Annotated in this window: 13 protein-coding genes; 7 read left to right on the forward strand and 6 right to left on the reverse strand. The window is 60.3% G+C overall.

Annotated elements, in window-relative coordinates:
- Positions 1-209: 209 nt before the first annotated feature.
- On the reverse strand, positions 210-3,374 hold the full coding sequence (locus ACEWQZ_RS07660) for a DUF3427 domain-containing protein (RefSeq protein ID WP_476482492.1): 3,165 nt from the start codon (positions 3,372-3,374) through the stop codon (positions 210-212).
- Positions 3,375-3,818: 444 nt separating this feature from the next.
- On the opposite strand from ACEWQZ_RS07660, the gene ACEWQZ_RS07665 reads away from it, so the two are divergent.
- The 4 genes from ACEWQZ_RS07665 to ACEWQZ_RS07680 are packed head-to-tail and all read left to right on the forward strand — an operon-like array spanning position 3,819 to position 9,432.
- Positions 3,819-6,266 carry a type I restriction-modification system subunit M gene (locus tag ACEWQZ_RS07665; RefSeq protein WP_476482493.1) on the forward strand — a complete coding sequence of 816 codons (2,448 nt, stop codon included), beginning with the start codon at positions 3,819-3,821 and terminating at the stop codon, positions 6,264-6,266.
- Positions 6,259-7,572, forward strand: coding sequence for a restriction endonuclease subunit S (locus tag ACEWQZ_RS07670; RefSeq protein WP_476482494.1), 1,314 nt, complete (start codon positions 6,259-6,261; stop codon positions 7,570-7,572). The genes ACEWQZ_RS07665 and ACEWQZ_RS07670 overlap by 8 nt, the downstream gene beginning before the upstream one ends.
- Entirely contained in the window at positions 7,569-8,882 is a 1,314-nt protein-coding gene (locus tag ACEWQZ_RS07675; protein WP_476482495.1) for a nucleotide-binding domain-containing protein, read from the forward strand. The genes ACEWQZ_RS07670 and ACEWQZ_RS07675 overlap by 4 nt, the downstream gene beginning before the upstream one ends.
- Complete coding sequence (locus tag ACEWQZ_RS07680) at positions 8,875-9,432, forward strand: SLATT domain-containing protein (RefSeq protein WP_476482496.1); 558 nt, start codon at positions 8,875-8,877, stop codon at positions 9,430-9,432. Before ACEWQZ_RS07675 ends, ACEWQZ_RS07680 begins: the two co-directional genes overlap by 8 nt.
- 247 nt (positions 9,433-9,679) lie before the next feature.
- Here the strand turns inward: ACEWQZ_RS07680 and ACEWQZ_RS07685 are convergent, their stop codons facing one another.
- The gene (locus ACEWQZ_RS07685; protein ID WP_476482497.1) at positions 9,680-9,853 is read right to left on the reverse strand and encodes a hypothetical protein; all 174 of its coding nucleotides are present in this window, start codon (positions 9,851-9,853) and stop codon (positions 9,680-9,682) included.
- A gap of 92 nt (positions 9,854-9,945) precedes the next feature.
- On the opposite strand from ACEWQZ_RS07685, the gene ACEWQZ_RS07690 reads away from it, so the two are divergent.
- Entirely contained in the window at positions 9,946-13,026 is a 3,081-nt protein-coding gene (locus ACEWQZ_RS07690; protein ID WP_476482707.1) for a type I restriction endonuclease subunit R, read from the forward strand.
- Positions 13,016-13,744: a M48 family metallopeptidase gene (locus ACEWQZ_RS07695; RefSeq protein WP_476482498.1), complete on the forward strand. Its 729-nt coding sequence runs from the start codon at positions 13,016-13,018 to the stop codon at positions 13,742-13,744. Before ACEWQZ_RS07690 ends, ACEWQZ_RS07695 begins: the two co-directional genes overlap by 11 nt.
- 429 nt (positions 13,745-14,173) lie before the next feature.
- On the opposite strand, the gene ACEWQZ_RS07700 is transcribed toward ACEWQZ_RS07695, so the two are convergent.
- Together ACEWQZ_RS07700 and ACEWQZ_RS07705 are read right to left on the reverse strand one after the other, a co-directional pair.
- Positions 14,174-15,127 carry a metallophosphoesterase gene (locus ACEWQZ_RS07700; protein WP_476482499.1) on the reverse strand — a complete coding sequence of 318 codons (954 nt, stop codon included), beginning with the start codon at positions 15,125-15,127 and terminating at the stop codon, positions 14,174-14,176.
- 67 nt (positions 15,128-15,194) lie between these two features.
- Positions 15,195-15,722 (reverse strand): hypothetical protein, encoded by a 528-nt coding sequence (locus ACEWQZ_RS07705; protein ID WP_476482500.1) that lies wholly within the window; start codon positions 15,720-15,722, stop codon positions 15,195-15,197.
- A 256-nt stretch (positions 15,723-15,978) separates the two neighbouring features.
- Between ACEWQZ_RS07705 and ACEWQZ_RS07710 the strand changes: the two genes are divergently transcribed.
- Positions 15,979-16,935 (forward strand): MBL fold metallo-hydrolase, encoded by a 957-nt coding sequence (locus ACEWQZ_RS07710; RefSeq protein WP_476482501.1) that lies wholly within the window; start codon positions 15,979-15,981, stop codon positions 16,933-16,935.
- A 23-nt stretch (positions 16,936-16,958) separates the two neighbouring features.
- Here the strand turns inward: ACEWQZ_RS07710 and ACEWQZ_RS07715 are convergent, their stop codons facing one another.
- Positions 16,959-18,209: a HipA domain-containing protein gene (locus ACEWQZ_RS07715; protein ID WP_476482502.1), complete on the reverse strand. Its 1,251-nt coding sequence runs from the start codon at positions 18,207-18,209 to the stop codon at positions 16,959-16,961.
- Entirely contained in the window at positions 18,199-18,477 is a 279-nt protein-coding gene (locus ACEWQZ_RS07720; protein ID WP_476482503.1) for a helix-turn-helix domain-containing protein, read from the reverse strand. Before ACEWQZ_RS07720 ends, ACEWQZ_RS07715 begins: the two co-directional genes overlap by 11 nt.
- Between the last annotated feature and the right edge of the window lie 175 nt (positions 18,478-18,652).

The raw sequence follows: 18,652 nt of genomic DNA on the forward strand, positions 1-18,652 counted from the left end.
TCGCCAGGCGGCCGCACACGGGTTGCATAGCACTTGCAGCTATTTAAGATTTGATCTATCTCCGTAAATAGTCCGTCGGGCAACTCCAACCAGCGAAGTCGTTCACAGCTATTTCGGCACCACGAAAGACCTGGTAACTCAGTGCGCTCTGCCAAAGCCCGAGCATTATTCAGGTCTGCCTGGGTGTCATTTCGGATCGCGTTGCGGAGCTAAATGGCTTCCTGCCTGAACTGCCTGACGCTTTGGGCCGGCATCGGATGCAGCAGACGCCAGATGATGCTGATCGGTTTGCTGCCCTCATGCCGAGCGTATTCAACCGGGCCGAGGTATTGGAAAGGTGCTGTCAATCCGTTGGCGAGCGTTTTGCGCTCGCGAACAAACAGCAACGGCTGATAGCCTTCATCTTGATGTTTGATGTAGCGCTGCCCGGTCGGCGATGCTGTCGTCGTAGTCGACTGCGTTTGCCAGTGGAAAAGCCGGTCGCTGAGCGCGTAGTCCTCGTAGCGAGTCGAGGGCGAAAACTCCCTTTCCGACTTGTTGATGGTGACAAAGAAGATGTCGAGCTTGTGCTCTGGCAGGTGCAACACGCCCTCACGCTGCTGGGCACGGGCTTCGAAGCGGCCTTTGCCCAGAGCCAGCAGGATCTGATCGCGCGAGTAGTGCGCGTGCAGCGCCAGCACGCCGCTGAGTCGGGGCCAGCGACGTGGCTCGGCAGGAATCAGTTGCCGCAAACGCCAATCGGCCAGCTGCGCCACATCCCGGGCCAGCAGCGGGTTGTCGCGCAGAAATGCCAGCGCCGCGGCCCTGCCGCCATCGGGCCGCTTTTCGCCCCATATCAGCGTCAGTGCCAGGGTGAGCTGCTGTCGCTCGTGTTCGTCCCGGTCACCCTGGCGGTCGAGCGCCGCGGCCAGCGTTTGCAGAATCTCACGATCGTCCACGAGCAATAGCCGCCGCAGACCACCCTTGAGCACGTTCTCGTAGTCTTCGATGCCTTTGACTGCTTCGCCTCCGGCGGCTTCCAGCAGCCGGCAGGGCACACCGAATTTAAGCAGCAGGTCAGCGTCGTCAAAATGCAGCCAGTCAAGCATTTCCTGCAGACTGGGCTGCCCGTTGATCTGGCCAAGCAGGCTTCGGAGCTGGGTGATGATCTGGGGCCGGCGTTGTGCCAGTGCAGAACGAATGTTGTCCAACACCGTTGCCGCGGCCTGCCGATCCAGCCGCACGAGACAGCCGGCCGGCAGCCACGGGAAGCCCTGTTCGATCTGGCGATCGACCCGTGCTTCCGTCCTGGCGCTCAAGGCGCGATAACGCTCGGCAAACCGAAAGCGGCGGTGCTGCGGCGCGATGAAATCGAGCACCGTCAGATGCGCCTTGTCCTCGTGCAGGCGCAGCCCCCGGCCAAGCTGCTGAAGAAAGACAGTCAGGCTTTCCGTGGGCCGCAGCATCAATACCGTGTCTACCTCTGGAATATCCACACCCTCGTTGAACAGATCCACGGTGAAGATCACCCGGATTTCGCGCTGCACCAGCTTGCGCTGCGCATCACGCCGCAATGCGTTCGGTGATTTGGCCGTCAAGGCCATCGACGGCATGCCGTTCGCACTGAAGAACCGGGCCATGAACCCGGCGTGCTGCTGGCTGACGCAGAACCCCAGGCCCCGAATGGTCTCCGGCTCGGCCACGTGGTCGAGCAGATTGTTGAGCACCCAGCGCGCGCGCCGCTCATTCGTGCCAATGACCTTGTTGAGGTCCTCGTTGTTGTAGCCGCCGGTTTGCCAGCGCAAGCCGCTTAAATCTACACCTGGCTCGTCACCAACGCCAAAATAGTGGAAGGGTGCCAGTCGGCGCGCCTCGACAGCATCGGGCAGGCGCATTTCGTGGGTAAAGCTTCCCCCGAAGTCGTTACGAATATCCTGACCGTCGCTGCGCTCCGGCGTTGCCGTCAGTCCCAGCAGGACTTCGGGGCGCACATGATCCAGAATGTTCTGGTAACTATTGGCGGCGGCATGATGCGCCTCATCGAGCACCACATAGTCGAAATGGGTAGGTGGAAGCTTGTCGAGCCCGCGCGCATTCCAGCTTTGCACCGAGCAGAAGATATGCCGAGACTGCGTCGGCTCATGGCCTCCGACAAGCAGATCCCCGAAATCGCCGTCTCGAAGCACATGGCGAAACGTGTTCATGGCCTGTTTGAGGATCTCCTCGCGGTGGGCGATGAACAGCAGTTTTGGCCGATTGGTGTCCGAGCGCTGGCGGGCGACCCGGCGATAATCAAACGCGGCCAGCATTGTCTTTCCGGTGCCAGTGGCGGCAATGATCAGGTGTTTGGCAATGCCGGCCCGGCGCTCGGCATCAATGGCCTCGAGAATTTCCTGCTGGAAACCATATGGCCTAAGCTCGAAGAACTGCCAGGTTGCCGTTTCGCCCGCCGGCGTCGCCTTGCGCTCTGTCCGCAAGGCTTGATCAAGCCGCTCAAGGTCGTCGCTCTCGACCGCCTCGAATTCAGCCGGATCCGACCAGTGCGTATCGAACCCCGTCACGATCTGTCGCCACAGATGGGGCAGCTCATGCTGGCTGATGCGTGCCGTCCATTCCAGGCCCTCATCCAGTGCCACCCTGGAGACATTGGCCGAGCCGACATAAGCGGTACCGAAGCCTGTATTGCGGTAGAACAGATAAGCCTTGGCATGCAGCCTAGTGCGGTGGGTGTCGAAGGAGATGCGCACTTCGGTATTGGGCAGCTCCAGAAGGGTCTTGACCGCCTTGAGGTCGGTTGCGCCGAGATAGGATGTCGTGGCCACGCGCAAGCGCGGTTTACCGTCCGGCAGTGGCGTTTCAACAAAGCGCTGCAGGGCCGGCTTCAATGCCCGGATGCCGCTGAACTTGATAAAAGAGACCAGCCATTCGGCCCGATCGCAGCTCGCCAGCTCTTTCTCGATCTGGCTGACCAGGCTGGGTGAATGCCGCGAGCCGGTGAGCAATGCTGAAAGGCCGAGTGGGATGTCCGGCCGCTCGGGGCCAATCGCTCCGACGGCCTGAGCTGAGGGTTCTGTGACCTCCATCAGCTGGCGAAACGGCAGGCTGGGCAATGACCCGGCCAGATCAGCCAGCGGATGCCCGGCCTGCCGCAAAGCCGCCGAAAAAGCCGAAAGCGCCTCATGCCACGCGTCGTGATCGCGCTCCCTCAGCTCCAACATTAGCGCTGCCAGCGTCCGCCCGACATGCGCACTGACCACGGCGGGCAACTCCTCGGCATCCAGCTTCTTGCGCCAGACGGCAAGGTCGTCAAGACCCAAGCTTTCCAGTTGCTCCCGTAAGGCAGGCGTCTCGAGCTGCTCGTGAAGCCCGAACCAGTCATCTCTCCTGTCCGTCATGCTTCCAGGATACCCGCCAGCATGAGCGTGGGGAAGCCACGCAACCTGTTGCTTTGCGGCCCGCCGCGCGCTGGTCCATAATCAGCAGCGGGCAAAAGGGGAGCACGCCGGACATGCCACTCAAGATGCACCTCGGGGTTACCGACTCCCGATGGTTTCACTTTCTCGCCGCGCGTCGGCTAGATGAAGCTAACTTCTGGCACCCCGGGCTGAACCTGGGCCTACGGACCCAGACACCGGCCTGGAAAGGTCACGGCGTCGCGCGGGCTTCGCGGTGTCTCCGATCGGATGCTCCAGCGCAGCCTTTGCAAGCGGGCGCGACTATTGGTTCCATGGCGAAAGGCTCGTCATCGAGCCCCACAAGCGCTCGGAGGGCCTGATTCCGGGTATCTGGGCTGGCACAATGAACATGTTTTTCGTCCCTGATTCAAAAGTCTAAATCCCATGGCACTCAAAAAATCCCAGCTCTATAGCTCTCTTTGGCAGTCCTGCGATGAGCTGCGTGGCGGCATGGATGCCTCGCAGTACAAGGATTATGTCCTGACGCTTTTGTTCATGAAGTACGTCAGCGACAAGAAAGACTCGCTGATCGAGGTGCCGGAAGGCGGCAGCTTCGCCGATATGGTGGCGCTCAAGGGCGACAAGGAGATCGGCGACAAGATCAACAAGATCATCGGTCGGCTGGCCGAGGCCAACGACCTCAAGGGCGTGATCGACCAGGCGGACTTCAACGACGAGACCAAGCTCGGCTCCGGCAAGGACATGCAGGACCGGCTCTCCAAACTGGTGGCCATCTTCGACCAGCTCGACCTGGGCGCCAACCGCGCCGATGGCGACGACCTGCTGGGGGATGCCTACGAATACCTGATGCGCCACTTCGCCACCGAGTCCGGCAAGAGCAAGGGCCAGTTCTATACCCCGGGCGAGGTGTCCCGCGTGATCGCCCGTGTGGTGGGCATCGGCGCCGACACGCGCCAAGACGAGACCCTTTACGATCCGACCTGTGGGTCGGGTTCCCTATTGCTGCGCGCCGCCTATGAAGCCCCGCAGGGCATGAGCATCTACGGCCAGGAAAACGACAACGCCACCTGGGCGCTGGCCAAGATGAACATGATCCTGCATGACTATCCTACGGCCGAGCTGTGGCGGGATAACACCCTCTCGCGCCCATACTTCAAGAACGCCGACGGCAGCCTCAAGACCTTTGACTACGCTGTCGCCAATCCGCCGTTCTCCGCCAAGTCCTGGACCAACGGCCTGGACCCGGAAAACGACGAGTTTGGGCGTTTCGAATACGGCATCCCGCCGGCCAAGAACGGCGACTACGCCTTTCTGCTGCATCTGATCAAGTCGCTCAAGTCCACCGGCAAGGGCGCCATCATCCTGCCGCATGGCGTGCTCTTCCGCGGCCACCGGGAGGCGGACATCCGCCGCAACCTGATCCAGCGCGGGCTGATCCTGGGGCTGATCGGCCTGCCGGCCAACCTGTTCTACGGCACCGGCATCCCGGCCTGCATTCTGGTGATCGACAAGCAAGGCGCGGCGGAGCGCGAACACATCTTCATGTGTGATGCCAGCCGCGAGTTCATCAAGGATGGCAACAAGAACCGCCTGCGCTCGCGCGGCATCCACAAGATCGTCGACGTGTTCAACCACCAGCACGAGCTGCCCGGCTACGCCCGGCGCGTGCCTGTTGCTGAAATCGCCTCTGAGGCCAACGACTACAACCTCAATATTCCGCGCTATATCGACAGCGCCGAGGCCGAAGACCAGCACGACCTCTACGCCCACCTCAACGGTGGCATCCCGCAGCGCGATGTGGACGCGCTCAAGCCCTACTGGTCGGTGCTGCCCGGCCTGCGCGAGACGCTGTTCCGTGACAACGGCCGGCCTGGCTACCTGACGGCAAACGTCAAAACCGCAGAGGTCAAGCCCACCGTGCTGGCCCATCCCGCTTTCCGGGCGTTTGCCGGGCGGATCGGCGGCGTGATCGACGACTGGCAGGCGGCCCATCAACCGGCCCTGCATGGCCTGCAATCAGGCATCAAGCCCCGGGATGTGATCCACGCCTTGTCCGAGGATCTGCTCCACCGCTTTGCCGACGTGCCCCTGCTGGATCGCTACGCCGTCTACCAGCGTCTTATGGACTACTGGGCCGATGTCATGCAGGACGATGTCCACCTGATCGCCGTCGAGGGCTGGGTCGAGGCGGCCCGTCCCCGCGGCGTCATCGACGACAAGGAGCGCAAGATCAAGGAAGAACCCGACCTCAGCATCGGTCGTGGCCGGAAGGCCAAAAGATACAAGTTCGACCTGATCCCGCCGGCACTGGTCATTGCCCGCGACTTCGCCGCCGAGCAGGCTCGACTTGAAGCGCTTCAGTCAAAGCTGGAAACCGCCACCCGTGAGCTGGAAGAGTTCATCGAGGAACACGACGGCGAGGAAGACCTCTTGAGCGAGGTGAAAAACGACAAGGGCAAGGTCACCAAGACCGAGATTCCCAAGCGCCTCAAGGCCCTCAAGGGCGAGACGGACTTCGATGAGGAAATCGCCGCCCTGACGCAGTGCAGAAAGCTGATGGACGCCGAGGCCGACGCCAGAAAGGCCGTCAGGGACGCCCAGGCCGAACTCGATGAGGCCGTGCTGGCCCACTACTTCGAACTCACCGAAGACGAGATCAAACAGCTCGCCGTGAACGACAAATGGCTGGCCGATATCCGCGCCGCCATTGAATCCGAAGTCGAGCGCATTACCAATCAGCTCGCAGGTCGAGTGCGCGAGCTGGAGGAGCGCTACGAAGCGCCGCTGCCGGCCATCGAGCGCGAAGTCGAAGCGCTGGCCGAAAAAATTACCGGCCACCTGGAACAGATGGGGGTGCGGGTTGATGGCTGAGCGCAGCGGGGCTGTGGAAGAGCAGGCCGTGCGGGATGGGTCGGCCGTCTATTCGTTGGAGCCTGATATCGCGACTGCTGAGGATGTTCCGCCCGGGTACAAGTGGACCGAAGTGGGGATTATTCCGGATGATTGGAACATCGCTTGTTTAGGCGACTTTTATGAAATCAAATCTAGCAAGCGAGTTCTTCAAAAAGATTGGCGTCGATATGGAGTTCCGTTTTATAGGACGCGAGAGGTGGCGGTTCTTGCAGAAGAGGGACAAGTAAATAACGAGCTTCACATTAGTGAAGAGCTATACTCTTCTTATGCTAAAAAGTATGGAGTTCCCAAGCCTGGTGACGTGCTCGTGACTGGCATCGGAACTATAGGAAAGATGTATGTCGTACCGGATGATCGAAAGTTCTACTTTAAGGATGCGAGCATTATTTGGCTCAGGTCACGTCAGTCCTTTGATTCAGCATATCTAAAACAGCTATTCGAAACGCACATTATCCGTAACCAGCTTGATGATGCATCTACAGGGACTACAGTAGATACATATACGATCTCGGGCGCCAAAAAAACAGCGCTTCCCGTTCCGCATATAAGTGAACAACGCGCCATCGCCACCGCCCTGTCGGACGCGGATGCGCTGATCGAATCCCTCGACCGCCTGATCGCTAAAAAGCGCGCCATCAAACAGGCCGCCACGCAACAACTCCTCACCGGCCAGACCCGCCTGCCCGGCTTCACCGGCGAGTGGGAGACGAAGCGGTTGGGGGAATTTGTTTCGATCCGTAACCAGAAAGTAATGCCCTCGTCCGTACATCCGGACACCCCGTGCATCGAACTCGAACACTTAGGACAAGGAGATGGCCGGCTACTACGCTCTTCAACTGCAAAGCGCTCAACAGCGTCCAAGTACCAGTTTCGTGCGGGTGATGTTCTGTTCGGAAGACTCCGTTCGTATCTCCGGAAATATTGGCTCGCCGAATACAAGGGAATCTGCACAACTGAAATTTGGCCTTTGATGGTTGAGTCCAGCCAAGCGGTGAGCGGTTTTCTGCTTGGTGTCGTCCAGACTGATCGTTTCAACGAGTCAGCAAGCATTTCCTACGGTACACACATGCCCAGGGCTGATTGGAAGGTGCTGAAAAATTTTGAGGTTAGGCTGCCAGGCATCAATGAACAAACCGCTATCGCCACCATCCTCTCTGATATGGATATCGAAATCGAGGCCCTGGAACGCCGCCGCAACAAAGCCTGCCAGATCAAGCAGGGCATGATGCAGGAGCTGCTGACCGGAAGGACTAGGCTGGTATGACAGTTTCTGAGATGTTCTCCGGGTTCGTTTCGAACTTGGCTATTGCAAACACAGGCACAATCAGCTTCCGCTATGGAGAGCTTACGTCCGCGTTGAATAGGCAGTTCCGGAACACCGACTCCAAGACGGCGAATACCCTCCAGGTGGGTTCTTTCGGGCGGAAAACGGGCATCAACGGCATATCCGACCTGGATATGCTGTACATAATGCCGAAGGGAAAATGGGATGATTACAAAGACGGGAAACAACTCAAACTGCTTCAGGATACCAAGTCCGCGATTCTGAGCCGCTATTCATCAACGAATGTGCGGGTGGACCGTTTGGTGGTGACGGTGACCTATACGAACTTTCACATCGAGGTTCAACCCGTTTTTGAGCAGTCCGACCGGAGCTATCTTTATCCGGATACGAAAAACGGTGGAAGCTGGAAGGTTACCAAGCCCAGGGAGGAGATGGAAGTTGTTTCTGAGATGGATTCCGCTAAAAATGCCAATCTCCGTCGGTTGTGCAAAATGGCCAGGGCCTGGAGAAATCAACACGGTGTGGCAATGGGAGGGCTTCTCATTGATACGCTGGCGTACAAGTTTCTTGATCAAACCACCGAATATGACAGTAGAGGCTACGCTTACTACGACTGGCTTAGCGGAGACTTCTTCAAATTTTTGTCCGATCTCCCCGAGCAGGGTGAATACGCAGCGCCTGGAAGCCGGCAGCGGGTGAAGGTAAAGAAGAAGTTTCAGCGCAAAGCGAAAAAGGCTTACAAACTTTGTTTGAAAGCCATTGATGCTGAGGGCCAGAGGGGCGTCCAAGGGAAATGGAAGAAAGTCTACGGCAGGCCATTTCCAGCAGCCACGATCGATACTCGGAAAGCTCTTGATGAAGCCACTCAAGCGTCTTGGGATAATACCGAAGAGTTCATTGAGGATAGGTATGCAGTCGATATTTCTAGCTCTCTGAGAATCGATTGCGAGGTAAAGCAGAACGGATTTCGCGAGTTTTTCCTCAGAAATATGCTCACGCGAAAAATTCCATTGATGGCAAAGAAATCTCTACGATTTTATGTAACCGAAATATCGGTAAGAGAGCCATACGAGCTTTACTGGAAGGTTCTAAACAGAGGTGAAGAGGCGCGCAGGAGAAATTGTATTCGGGGCCAGATTAAAGAAGATTCTGGGAAGATGCAGAAGAAAGAAACAACAGATTTTCGCGGGGATCATGTCGTCGAGTGCTACTGCGTTAAGGATGGCGTTGTGGTTGCCAAAGACCGAATTCATGTTCCCATTGTTGCTGGGGCTGGCGCCAATGAATAGAGAAGTAGAACTTCTAGAAGGGCAAATTCGGGAATGCTATGGGCGAGTCGTCTATTCCCATAAAACCCATGAGAAGTGCGCTGACATGCTGCTGCGCAGAAACGGCCGTATAAAAATTGCACAGATTGCCCTCTCAGCCGTTATTACTGGTGGCGTGATATCAACCTTTTTTGGTACCGGGCACTGGGGGTCTGGAGTCAGTGTGGTGGTTTCCACGATACTTCTGGCGATAAACTCATACACGAAAGACTACGATCTTGGTGAGATCGCTCAGAAGCACCGGCATGCAGGATCTGAGCTGTGGATCATTAGGGAGAGGTATCTGTCACTGCTGACAGATCTGCGTGTTGGGGATCTGTCTCTTGCAGATATCCGAAGTAGAAGGGACAAGATTATGGAGGATTTGCATTCCGCGTATGAAGGATCACCCAGTACGAACTTCAAGGCGTATAGAGAAGCCCAAAAGGGACTGAAAGAGCTGGAGGAAATGACTTTTTCAGATGATGAAATAGATGTGTTTCTTCCAAATGAACTTAAACGGAAATCGTGATGAACGAATCCGGGGTGTTTCATGGATGCCAGTTGGCCAGAAAGCCTGAAGCCTCGCGATATTGCTGCCGCAGGACTTCGGCTGCTCCTTCCCCTACAGACGGACAGGGATCCAATCGATTACGGTCGCTGGAAGGCCAATCGGGAGGGTTATTTCGCCGCGATCCAGCACGGCATGGCAGGAGATTACGGCCCAATGCGTTCGTACGTGCGACAGGCCCTGTTAGCCCGGGACTGGTAACGTAGATTTATTCGGCGAGGGAGACGTGGCGGTATTTGCCGGAGCGGACACGCAGCTTGCGCTCGATCGACTTGACGCTCTGGCCGGTTTCAATCGCGGTCGAGCTGGCCACCGCACGGCGGATGGCCTGCTTGCTGGGAGCCTTGCGGGCTGTGGTTCGCTTGGGCGCCTTGACGGTCATGGAGCGATCATTGCGACAATTGACTGGAGTTCATTGTACCAGCACCCCGTACCTACGGCGATAAAGGGCAAAGTAGCAACAGGTTATTGAATATGTCGGCAGTTGGCCAGCGCGAATTTCAGACCCAGCAGAACGTCCTGCGTTTCTTCCAGGGCGAGCTGGGTTACTGCTACCTGGGCGACTGGAAGGACCGCGCCGGCAACCGCAATGTGGAGGAGAAGCTGTTGCGCGCCTGGCTGGCGCGTCAGGGCCATGAGGAGCAAGTCATCAACCGCGCCCTGCGCGAGCTGGATCAGGCGGCGGCGCTGTCCGGCAGCAAGACGCTGTATGACGCCAACCGTGCCGTGTATGAAAAGCTGCGCTACGGCGTGCGCGTCAAGCCGTCGGTGGACGAGCAGACCGTCACCGTCTGGCTGATCGATTGGGAAACCCCCGAGAACAACGACTTTGCCGTGGCCGAGGAGGTCACGGTTGCCGGGGGCAATACCAAACGCCCGGACGTGGTGCTCTACGTCAACGGTATCGCCCTGGGGGTGCTGGAGCTCAAGCGCTCCACCGTGGCGGTGGCCGAGGGCATCCGCCAGAGCCTGGACAACCAGAAGCGCGACTTCATCCAGCCGTTCTTTGCCACCGTGCAGCTGGTCATGGCGGGAAATCCCACAGAGGGCCTGCGTTACGGGGTGATCGAGACACCCGAGAAGTTCTGGATGGAATGGAAGGAGCAGTCCGAGATCGATGATCCCCTGGCGCGCGGGCTGCACCAGCTCTGCCGCAAGGAGCGGCTGCTCGAGATCGTGCACGACTTCATGGTCTTCGACGCCGGCATCAAGAAGACCTGCCGCCACAACCAGTTCTTCGGCGTGCGCGCCGCACAGGATCATGTGCGGCGCCGTGAGGGCGGGATTATCTGGCACACCCAGGGCAGCGGTAAGTCGCTGACCATGGTGTGGCTGGCCAAGTGGATTCGCGAGAACGTGAACGATGCCCGGGTGCTCGTGATCACCGACCGCACCGAGCTGGACGAGCAGATCGACAAGGTCTTCAAGGGCGTGAGTGAGCGGATCCACCGCACCAAAAGCGGGGCGGACCTGATCAACGTGCTCAATCGCAGCGACGTGTGGCTGATCGCTTCGTTGATCCACAAGTTCGGCGCCTCGGAAGACGGCGACGTGGACGCCTTCATTCGGGACATGCGAAGCCATCTGCCAAAGGGTTTTGCGGCCAGGGGCAATCTGTTCGTGTTCGTGGATGAGTGCCACCGCACTCAGTCCGGCAAGCTGCACGAGGCGATGAAGGCCCTGCTGCCAGAGGCGATGCTGATCGGCTTTACCGGTACGCCGCTGCTGAAAAAGGACAAGCGCAAGAGCATCGAAGTGTTTGGCCCCTACATCCACACCTACAAGTTTGACGAGGCGGTGCGCGACGGCGTGGTGCTCGACCTGCGCTACGAGGCCCGGGACATCGACCAGCAGGTTACCTCGCAAGCGAAGATCGATCAGTGGTTCGAACGGAAGACCCAGGGCCTGAACGACTACGCCCGGGCCCAGCTGAAAAAGCGCTGGGGCACCCTGCAGAAGGTGCTCAGCTCCCGGGAGCGGCTGGAGAAGATTGTCGCCGACATCCTCTGGGACATGGCCACCCGCGACCGGCTGATGAGCGGCCACGGCAACGCCATGCTGGTGGCCGGCAGCATCTACTCGGCCTGCCGGCTATTCGAGATGTTCGAGAAGACCGAGCTGAAGGGCAAGTGCGCCATCGTCACCTCCTACGTGCCATCCACCGCCGATATCAAGGGCGAGGCCACCGGCGAGGGCGAAACCGAGAAGCTGCATCAGTACGACATCTACCGCCGCATGCTGGCCGAGCACTTCAACGAGCCGGCAGATACTGCGGTCCACAAGGTGGAGATCTTCGAGCAGGAAGTGAAGAAGCGCTTTATCGACGAGCCGGGCCGAATGAAGCTGCTGATTGTGGTGGACAAGCTGCTGACCGGCTTTGACGCGCCGCCGGCGACCTATCTCTATATCGACAAGCAGATGCGCGACCACGGCCTGTTCCAGGCCATTTGTCGCGTCAACCGCCTGGATACCGAGGACAAGGAAGTCGGCTACATCATCGACTACAAGGATCTGTTCAAGTCGCTGGAGCAATCCATTCACGACTACACCGGCGGCGCCTTCGATGCCTTTGATGCCGAGGACGTGGATGGGCTGCTGGAAGACCGACTCGAAAAGGCGCGCGAGCGGCTGGAAGAAACGCGCGAAGCGGTCAAGGCGCTGTGCGAAAGCGTAGAGCCGCCCAAAGACAGCCGCGCCTACCGCCGCTATTTCATCGGCGCCAGCGACGCCCCCGAGGTGCAAAAGGACAACGAGCCCAAACGCCTGGCGCTGTACAAGCATGTCGGTGCCTTCCTGCGTGCCTATGCCGATCTGGCCAACGAGATGCAGCAGGCCGGCTACAGCACGACCGAGACCGCCGCGATCAAGGCGGAGGTCGAGCATTACGAACACGTTCGCGAAGAGATCAAGCTGGCCAGCGGGGACTACATCGACATGAAGATGTACGAGCCGGCCATGCGTCATCTGCTCGATACCTACATCCGCGCCGAGGAGAGCGAGAAGCTCTCCGCCTTTGACGACATGACGCTGGTGGAACTTGTTGTAGAACGCGGCGAGGAGGCGGTTGCCAGCCTCCCGCAGTCGATTGCCGGCGATCGCGAGGCCATGGCTGAGACCATCGAGAACAACGTGCGCCGGTTGATCATCGACGAGATGGCGGTCAACCCGAAGTACTACGAGAAGATGTCCGAAGTGCTCGATGCGCTGATCGAGCAGCGGCGCAAGGAAGCGCTGGACTACAAAGAGTACCTGCGCCGCATCGTGGAGCTGGCCCGACAGGCCGCCGGCAAAGATCGGGGTCATGCCTACCCCAGCGATATCGACACGCCCGCGCTGCAGGCGCTTTACGACAATCTGGGGCAGGACAGCGTCTTGGCGATTCGGCTGGATGAGGGAATTCGCGCGGTCAAGAAAGCCGACTGGCGCGGCAACCGATTCAAGGAGCGGGAGGTGCGCAACGCCATCGCCGCCGTGCTCGACAGCTACGTCAGCGAACATGGGCTGGCAGATACCGATACCGTCTTCGAGCTGGTCAAGAGCCAGAATGACTACTGAGCGTAGCCGCATCGAGGTCAGCGGCATTCCCGTGGAGATCCACCGCAAGGCAATCAAGAACCTGCACGTGGGCGTCTATCCTCCGCATGGAAAGGTTCGGGTCGCCGCGCCGCTTCATCTGGGCAATGACGCCGTGCGGCTGGCCATCGTCTCGCGCCTGGGCTGGATACGGCGCCAGCAGCAGGGCTTTGCGCGCCAGCAGCGCCAGTCGGCCCGGGAAATGGTGACCGGTGAAAGCCATTTCTTTGAGGGCAGGCGCTACCGGCTGAACGTGACGGAGCGGGGCGGGAACCCGCGTGTCTGCCTCGCCAACAACGTCACTCTTGAGCTGCAAGTCCCGCCGGGCACGGATCGGGAAGGTCGCGAGCAGATACTCGAGCGCTGGTATCGGCGCCAGCTCAAGGCCCGAATCCCGGCGCTGCTGTCACACTGGGAAAACGTGGTTGGGGTCGAGGTTGCGGATTGCCGCGTCAGGAAGATGAAAACCCGGTGGGGCAGTTGCAATGCAGAAGCAAGGCGCATCTGGTTGAATCTGGAGCTGGCAAAGAAACCCCCACCCTGCCTGGAATACATCCTCGTTCATGAGATGGTCCACCTGCTGGAGCGCCACCATACCGATCGCTTTCGCGACTTGATGGATCAATTCATGCCCGACTGGAGAGTCCGACGAGACCAGCTCAATGCCCAACCATTGGCCCATGAGAGTTGGAAATACTAGAGTCCGTGATGTGTCTGTGCTTTAGAAATTGATTATGAAAAATTGGGGTCCTGAGTGGTTTCTTTGCACGCTCTGATATCGAGTTAAATTGGCAGAACAGTCGCGTCAGCGGAGCCAGCGAGCGCGCCTCCTGATCGGCATTCTCGTAATTCTCGACCAGCGCCTGTACCAGATCATCCAGATCCCAAAGCGTCAGCAGAATATTCGCCCGGTCTGCCTCGTAACGATCAGAGATTTCGTTACACCTTCGGGATTAGGCCATTTCCTGACAGGTCGGGACTTACGGAAACGTCGGCTCGCTAGCGACTAAGGTCATCCGGCACGCTGGTTCAGCATCGCAAATGCTACGGAAGGGTCGTTTCGTAGCATTAGGCGGAAACCTCTATACGAAGCAGCGTGTAGCCGAGGATCAGAGGGGCTGGCCAGCTTTCAGGCCGGGTGAACGGCTACCGCACAGAAGCCTTCAGCCTGCAGTTCCCCTTCGCTGCCCAAGCGATAGGCAGCCAGCTTGTGGCCCCGGCCTGCGCTGTAGTCGACGCAGGCGGCGTTGGGGCGTTCGGGCTCGAGATCGCCTTTCTTCCAGTAGTGTCCGAAGAAAACCGGCGGCGCGTCCGTCGGGTAGCCGGGGTGGTCCGGGTTGCCGTAGGCCATCTCGTGGTCTATTCCCGACTGGGCTGGAGGAATCAGCAGGGCCTCGCCAAGCGTCGCTGGCGCAGGCTCCCACCACCGGATGCGCGCATGGCGCCTGACATGGTCGTCCTTGTCGCGGAAAGTGGCGCCGGCGGGAAGTGCGTACTCCGGACCCTTGAGCAGCTGTTCGACGGCCCGGTATTCGGGCTGGCCTTCACGCGCTGCGGCCGTCCAGCGGTGCTCGGGAATGAACCATTGCCGGCCGCGGCGCTGCAAGGCCGCAAGGCTTGCGGGATGCCAGCAGGCGTGCACGCATCGCCAGCCTTCGCCTTCGACCGCCAGCGGCAGGGTCTTGAACCAGGCCAGCATGTCGGCCTTGTCGCCGGGGCGGTTCTCGAGCTCTTTCAGCACTTTCTTGTGCTGCCCCCGGTTCTTTTCCGAGTGTTCGCGCAGATAATGACCCGGGCGATCCGGGTCTTCGCTGTGGTACTGGATGGCGTTGTACTCGTGGTTGCCCATCAGGCAAAGGGCGTCGCCCTGCTCGACCAGTTCGCGCACGATCTCGACGGCGCGCAGGTTCTCTTTACCGCCGTCGATCAGGTCGCCGACGAACACCAGTGAAGAACCACCCGGGCCGCGAAGCCGCCCGTCCCGCGTCTTCCAGCCCAGCTTGTCGAGCAGCCGCAGCAGGGTCGAAGCCTGACCATGGATGTCGCCGATGAAGATGGTTTCGGGAAGTTGTCTGCGTTGCATCTGTCAATATCCGGGTGTTTGAACTTTTCCAGTCTGACGAAGGCCGGTCCGGCCGGTTGCCGGGATGCTACTCGACAGGGGTCACGGCAATCCCGGTATCCAGATACTCTTCGTAGAGTCGGCAGTGGCGCTTCATCTCTCGCTCGGCCGTCGGGCCGCCGATATCATTGTGCGCCCGGCGCCAGTCCGAGCAGTTCTTCCTCAGCCATTTTCCCTGGTTGGTGTTGGCGCGCTGCTCGCGCAGGGCCAGGCGCTTGCGCTCTGTTTGCTTTCGGCGTTTTTCAGCTGCCGCCTGTCGTCGAGCTGCGCTTTCGCGGGCTTGCTTCTGCAGCGACTGCGTCGCCGCCTGGGTGGACTCTTCAAGGCCGGTGACTATTTCATTCAGGGCCTGTACGGCGCGATAGCTGAAGTACTTCTCAATGGCCCACTCGATGAAGATCACCGAGCAGACGAACATCACGGCGAAGGCGGCCAGGCGCAATGTCGGGTCAAGGCCATCGCGTGGCGGAAGCCATGAATCATCGGTGTCTTCCGCAGGTGACTGGTGCTCGGAGTCGGAAAAGACCGGCTCCTTTCTGACTTTCTTGTTGGACATATCCCCTCTATCGAATGCCCACCCACACCATAAGGATTATGCCACCCCCCCCGAAGATGAAGTGACTGTGCCCCCCAACGCCGGCCGCCTGGAGTACAAGACGTGGCGTCGACACTTGCCCTTTCTCGCCAATCCAATCGATTCATGGGCGGGGCTCTGTACACCATGTTGGCACGACACTGATCTGCGTCGGTGTGGCCAGCGGTTGAACCCGGGTGCTGGCCTCTCCATCGGGTGTGGGTGGTAGGCTGTCTGTATGTACAACATTCACACCATCGATACCCATTATCTCGACCGGCCCGAGCTGGCCGCTGCCTATCTGATTATCGAGGGCGATCGCGCCGCCTTCGTGGACAACAATACCAATAACGCGGTGCCGCGGCTGCTGGCCGCGCTCGAGAAACAGGGGCTCACGCCCGAGCAGGTGGACTATCTGATCATCACGCACGTGCACCTCGATCACGCCGGGGGCACCTCGAAGCTGGCGGAGGCCTGTCCGAATGCGACCGTCATTGCCCATCCGCGCGCCGCGCCGCACGTGATCGACCCTTCGAAGCTGGTCGCCAGTGCCTCGGCGGTTTATGGCGAGGCCGAGTTCGAGCGCCTCTACGGCCGCATCGAGCCGGTGGCCGAGGCGCGGGTAAAGGTGATGGAAGATGACGAGACGCTGCGCTTCGGCGGCCGCGAGCTGCGTTTTCTGCACACCCGCGGCCACGCCAATCACCACTTCTGCATCAAGGACAGCGCTTCGGGCGCCATCTTTGCCGGCGACGCCTTCGGATTGATCTACCCGGCCCTGCAGGCCGAGGGCACTTTCGCCTTTCCGTCGACCAGCCCGACCGATTTCGAGCCCGATCTGGCGCGTGATTCGATCCGCCGGCTGGTCGAGGAAAAGCCCAGCCGCCTGTATCTGACCCATTTCGGCGCCGTGACCGACGTCGATACTGCCGCCGGCCAGCTCACCCGCCATCTGGACTTTGCCGAGCGCCTGCGCGACGACGCCGAGGCCAGCGACCTGCCCGACGAGGCGCTGACCGACTACTGCCTGCCTCGCGTCTACGACTATTTTGCCGGCCTGCTCGACGGTCGCGGCCCGCTGGGCCAGGATGCCGATATCTGGTCGCTGCTGAAGATGGACCTCGACCTCAACGCCCAGGGCATCGCCTTTGCCGCCAACAAGCGCCGGCGCAAGGCGCGGGAGGCTGGCGGCTGAGGTACGCCTGTTGGCGCACAGCTTCAGCTCCCGGCGATGCGCAACTGAGTCCGGATGATCTTCCCCGGCTGCTGCAGCATCGGCAGGTCGCCGTGCTCTGCTTCCAGGTCTTGCCGGACTTCGGGCAACACATTCCGGATCGCCTCGACCAGGCGGGTGATTTCCCTCGCCACGAAGCGGGGCCGCATTCCGACCGACTCGGCCAGTGCTCGCCAGTGTTCGGCGCCGATACGGCCTGGATCGGCTTCGCCGCCGACGTTCATGGCCAGGCGGCGATCCAGGCCGGGCCAGGCGCGGGTGCAGGCCAGGTCGTAGAACGGCGCGAGGCGCCAGCGGTTGGTGTTGCGCTGCACCTGGACCAGAGCCAGGTTCTTGGCGTGGCCGTCGGAGTTGCCGGCCAGCCAGTTGAAGATCTGCCAGCGGAGCAGGTTCAGCAGGTCCCGGGCCGGCTGCTCGCTCAAGTCGCGTATCCATTTTGCGCAGTCGCCCAGGCCGGGTCCGCCGTCAGCCTGGTACTTTCGCGTGGCGCGCAGACCGGCGATCTGGCAGAAGTCTTCCTGGTGCAGACGCCGCCAGGAGCCGCCTTCGAGTTCGCGGTCGTAGCGGTCGATCATCAGGTAGCGATGTTCGTGGCGTTGTTTCAGGCGGGTTGCCGGCACCGGCAGGCCCACGGCTTCGGCCAGCCGGTTGAGATGGATCTCGAAGACCGGCACGTGGCGCCACTGCGGCAACTCGAACTTCAGGATATGCGAGGAGGCCGTGGTGCCTTGCGGCAGGTGTGGCCGGCCTTTGATGATGAGCACCGGGCACTTGGCCTGGGCGCCGGCAAGCGACAGACGGGCCGGTTTCGCGCCGCCGGCCGGGATGCCCTGCCCGCGCTGCTGAAGCATCTTTTGAAAGGCGCGCTCGTCCGAGGAATCGGTGCCACCTTGATCGACCGGACGTTGATCGATCGGCAGGATGTTGAGCGCGCCGGCACAATCGCCGCTGATCGCCCGAAGCAGCGTGAAGTCGTCATCGGCAACCCCCAGATTGCGCACGATGCGCTCGCGAGCAGCGCCTTCCGGCAGCAGGTTGGAAAACCAGGCGTGCGCCATGCCGTCTGCGGGCTCGAACCCGTCCGCTCGAAGCGGCAGAACGCGCCCGACGCGGAAGCCGCGTTCAAGCCAGTCGGAATGGTAGCCAAAACCGATGCGGTCCTGCCCGTCACGCCACAGCTCGCCCACGAACTGCCCGGCGTGCCAGACGCCGAGCCGATCGGACTCAGCCCGCATCGCCGTGCTCGAGCATCCGGGCCGGGCCGGGTGATTGCGAGCGCGGGATCAGATAGCAGTCCAGGCCCAGCAGTCGGGCAACCTCCAGGGCCTTGCCCAGTTCGGCCGTGGCCTTGCCGCGCTCCAGCTCGGACAGAAAGCGCATACCCAGTCCGCTCAGGCCCGAGAGCTGTTCGAGCGTCAATTCCTGTGACTTGCGCTGCGCGCGCAGGGCGGCCCCCAGCTCGGTGGCCGTGTGCAGGGGAAGATACTGGCGGTGGGCGCTCATTGATTTTACCGCTCGGGACAAGTCGATTGCGTCTGCATACAGCATACCTGACTTTTTACTGCTCGGTAAAATATGCCCCATCGGCCGGCAAAGCAAATCATATTATCCCGTACGGGAAAGTCGAGCCGGCCCATTGCGCTCGTCGCGCGGTGGTCGCGCACCGAGGCGCTGTGAT

It is taken from the genome of Wenzhouxiangella sp. YN1 (assembly GCF_056324145.1).

Excerpts from the sequence above, each read along its gene's own strand:
- ACEWQZ_RS07660 (WP_476482492.1), bottom strand. The coding sequence starts at position 3,374 with ATGACGGACAGGAGAGATGACTGGTTCGGGCTTCACGAGCAGCTCGAG.
- ACEWQZ_RS07665 (WP_476482493.1), top strand. The coding sequence starts at position 3,819 with ATGGCACTCAAAAAATCCCAGCTCTATAGCTCTCTTTGGCAGTCCTGC.
- ACEWQZ_RS07670 (WP_476482494.1), top strand. The coding sequence starts at position 6,259 with ATGGCTGAGCGCAGCGGGGCTGTGGAAGAGCAGGCCGTGCGGGATGGG.
- ACEWQZ_RS07675 (WP_476482495.1), top strand. The coding sequence starts at position 7,569 with ATGACAGTTTCTGAGATGTTCTCCGGGTTCGTTTCGAACTTGGCTATT.
- ACEWQZ_RS07680 (WP_476482496.1), top strand. The coding sequence starts at position 8,875 with ATGAATAGAGAAGTAGAACTTCTAGAAGGGCAAATTCGGGAATGCTAT.
- ACEWQZ_RS07685 (WP_476482497.1), bottom strand. The coding sequence starts at position 9,853 with ATGACCGTCAAGGCGCCCAAGCGAACCACAGCCCGCAAGGCTCCCAGC.
- ACEWQZ_RS07690 (WP_476482707.1), top strand. The coding sequence starts at position 9,946 with ATGTCGGCAGTTGGCCAGCGCGAATTTCAGACCCAGCAGAACGTCCTG.
- ACEWQZ_RS07695 (WP_476482498.1), top strand. The coding sequence starts at position 13,016 with ATGACTACTGAGCGTAGCCGCATCGAGGTCAGCGGCATTCCCGTGGAG.
- ACEWQZ_RS07700 (WP_476482499.1), bottom strand. The coding sequence starts at position 15,127 with ATGCAACGCAGACAACTTCCCGAAACCATCTTCATCGGCGACATCCAT.
- ACEWQZ_RS07705 (WP_476482500.1), bottom strand. The coding sequence starts at position 15,722 with ATGTCCAACAAGAAAGTCAGAAAGGAGCCGGTCTTTTCCGACTCCGAG.
- ACEWQZ_RS07710 (WP_476482501.1), top strand. The coding sequence starts at position 15,979 with ATGTACAACATTCACACCATCGATACCCATTATCTCGACCGGCCCGAG.
- ACEWQZ_RS07715 (WP_476482502.1), bottom strand. The coding sequence starts at position 18,209 with ATGCGGGCTGAGTCCGATCGGCTCGGCGTCTGGCACGCCGGGCAGTTC.
- ACEWQZ_RS07720 (WP_476482503.1), bottom strand. The coding sequence starts at position 18,477 with ATGAGCGCCCACCGCCAGTATCTTCCCCTGCACACGGCCACCGAGCTG.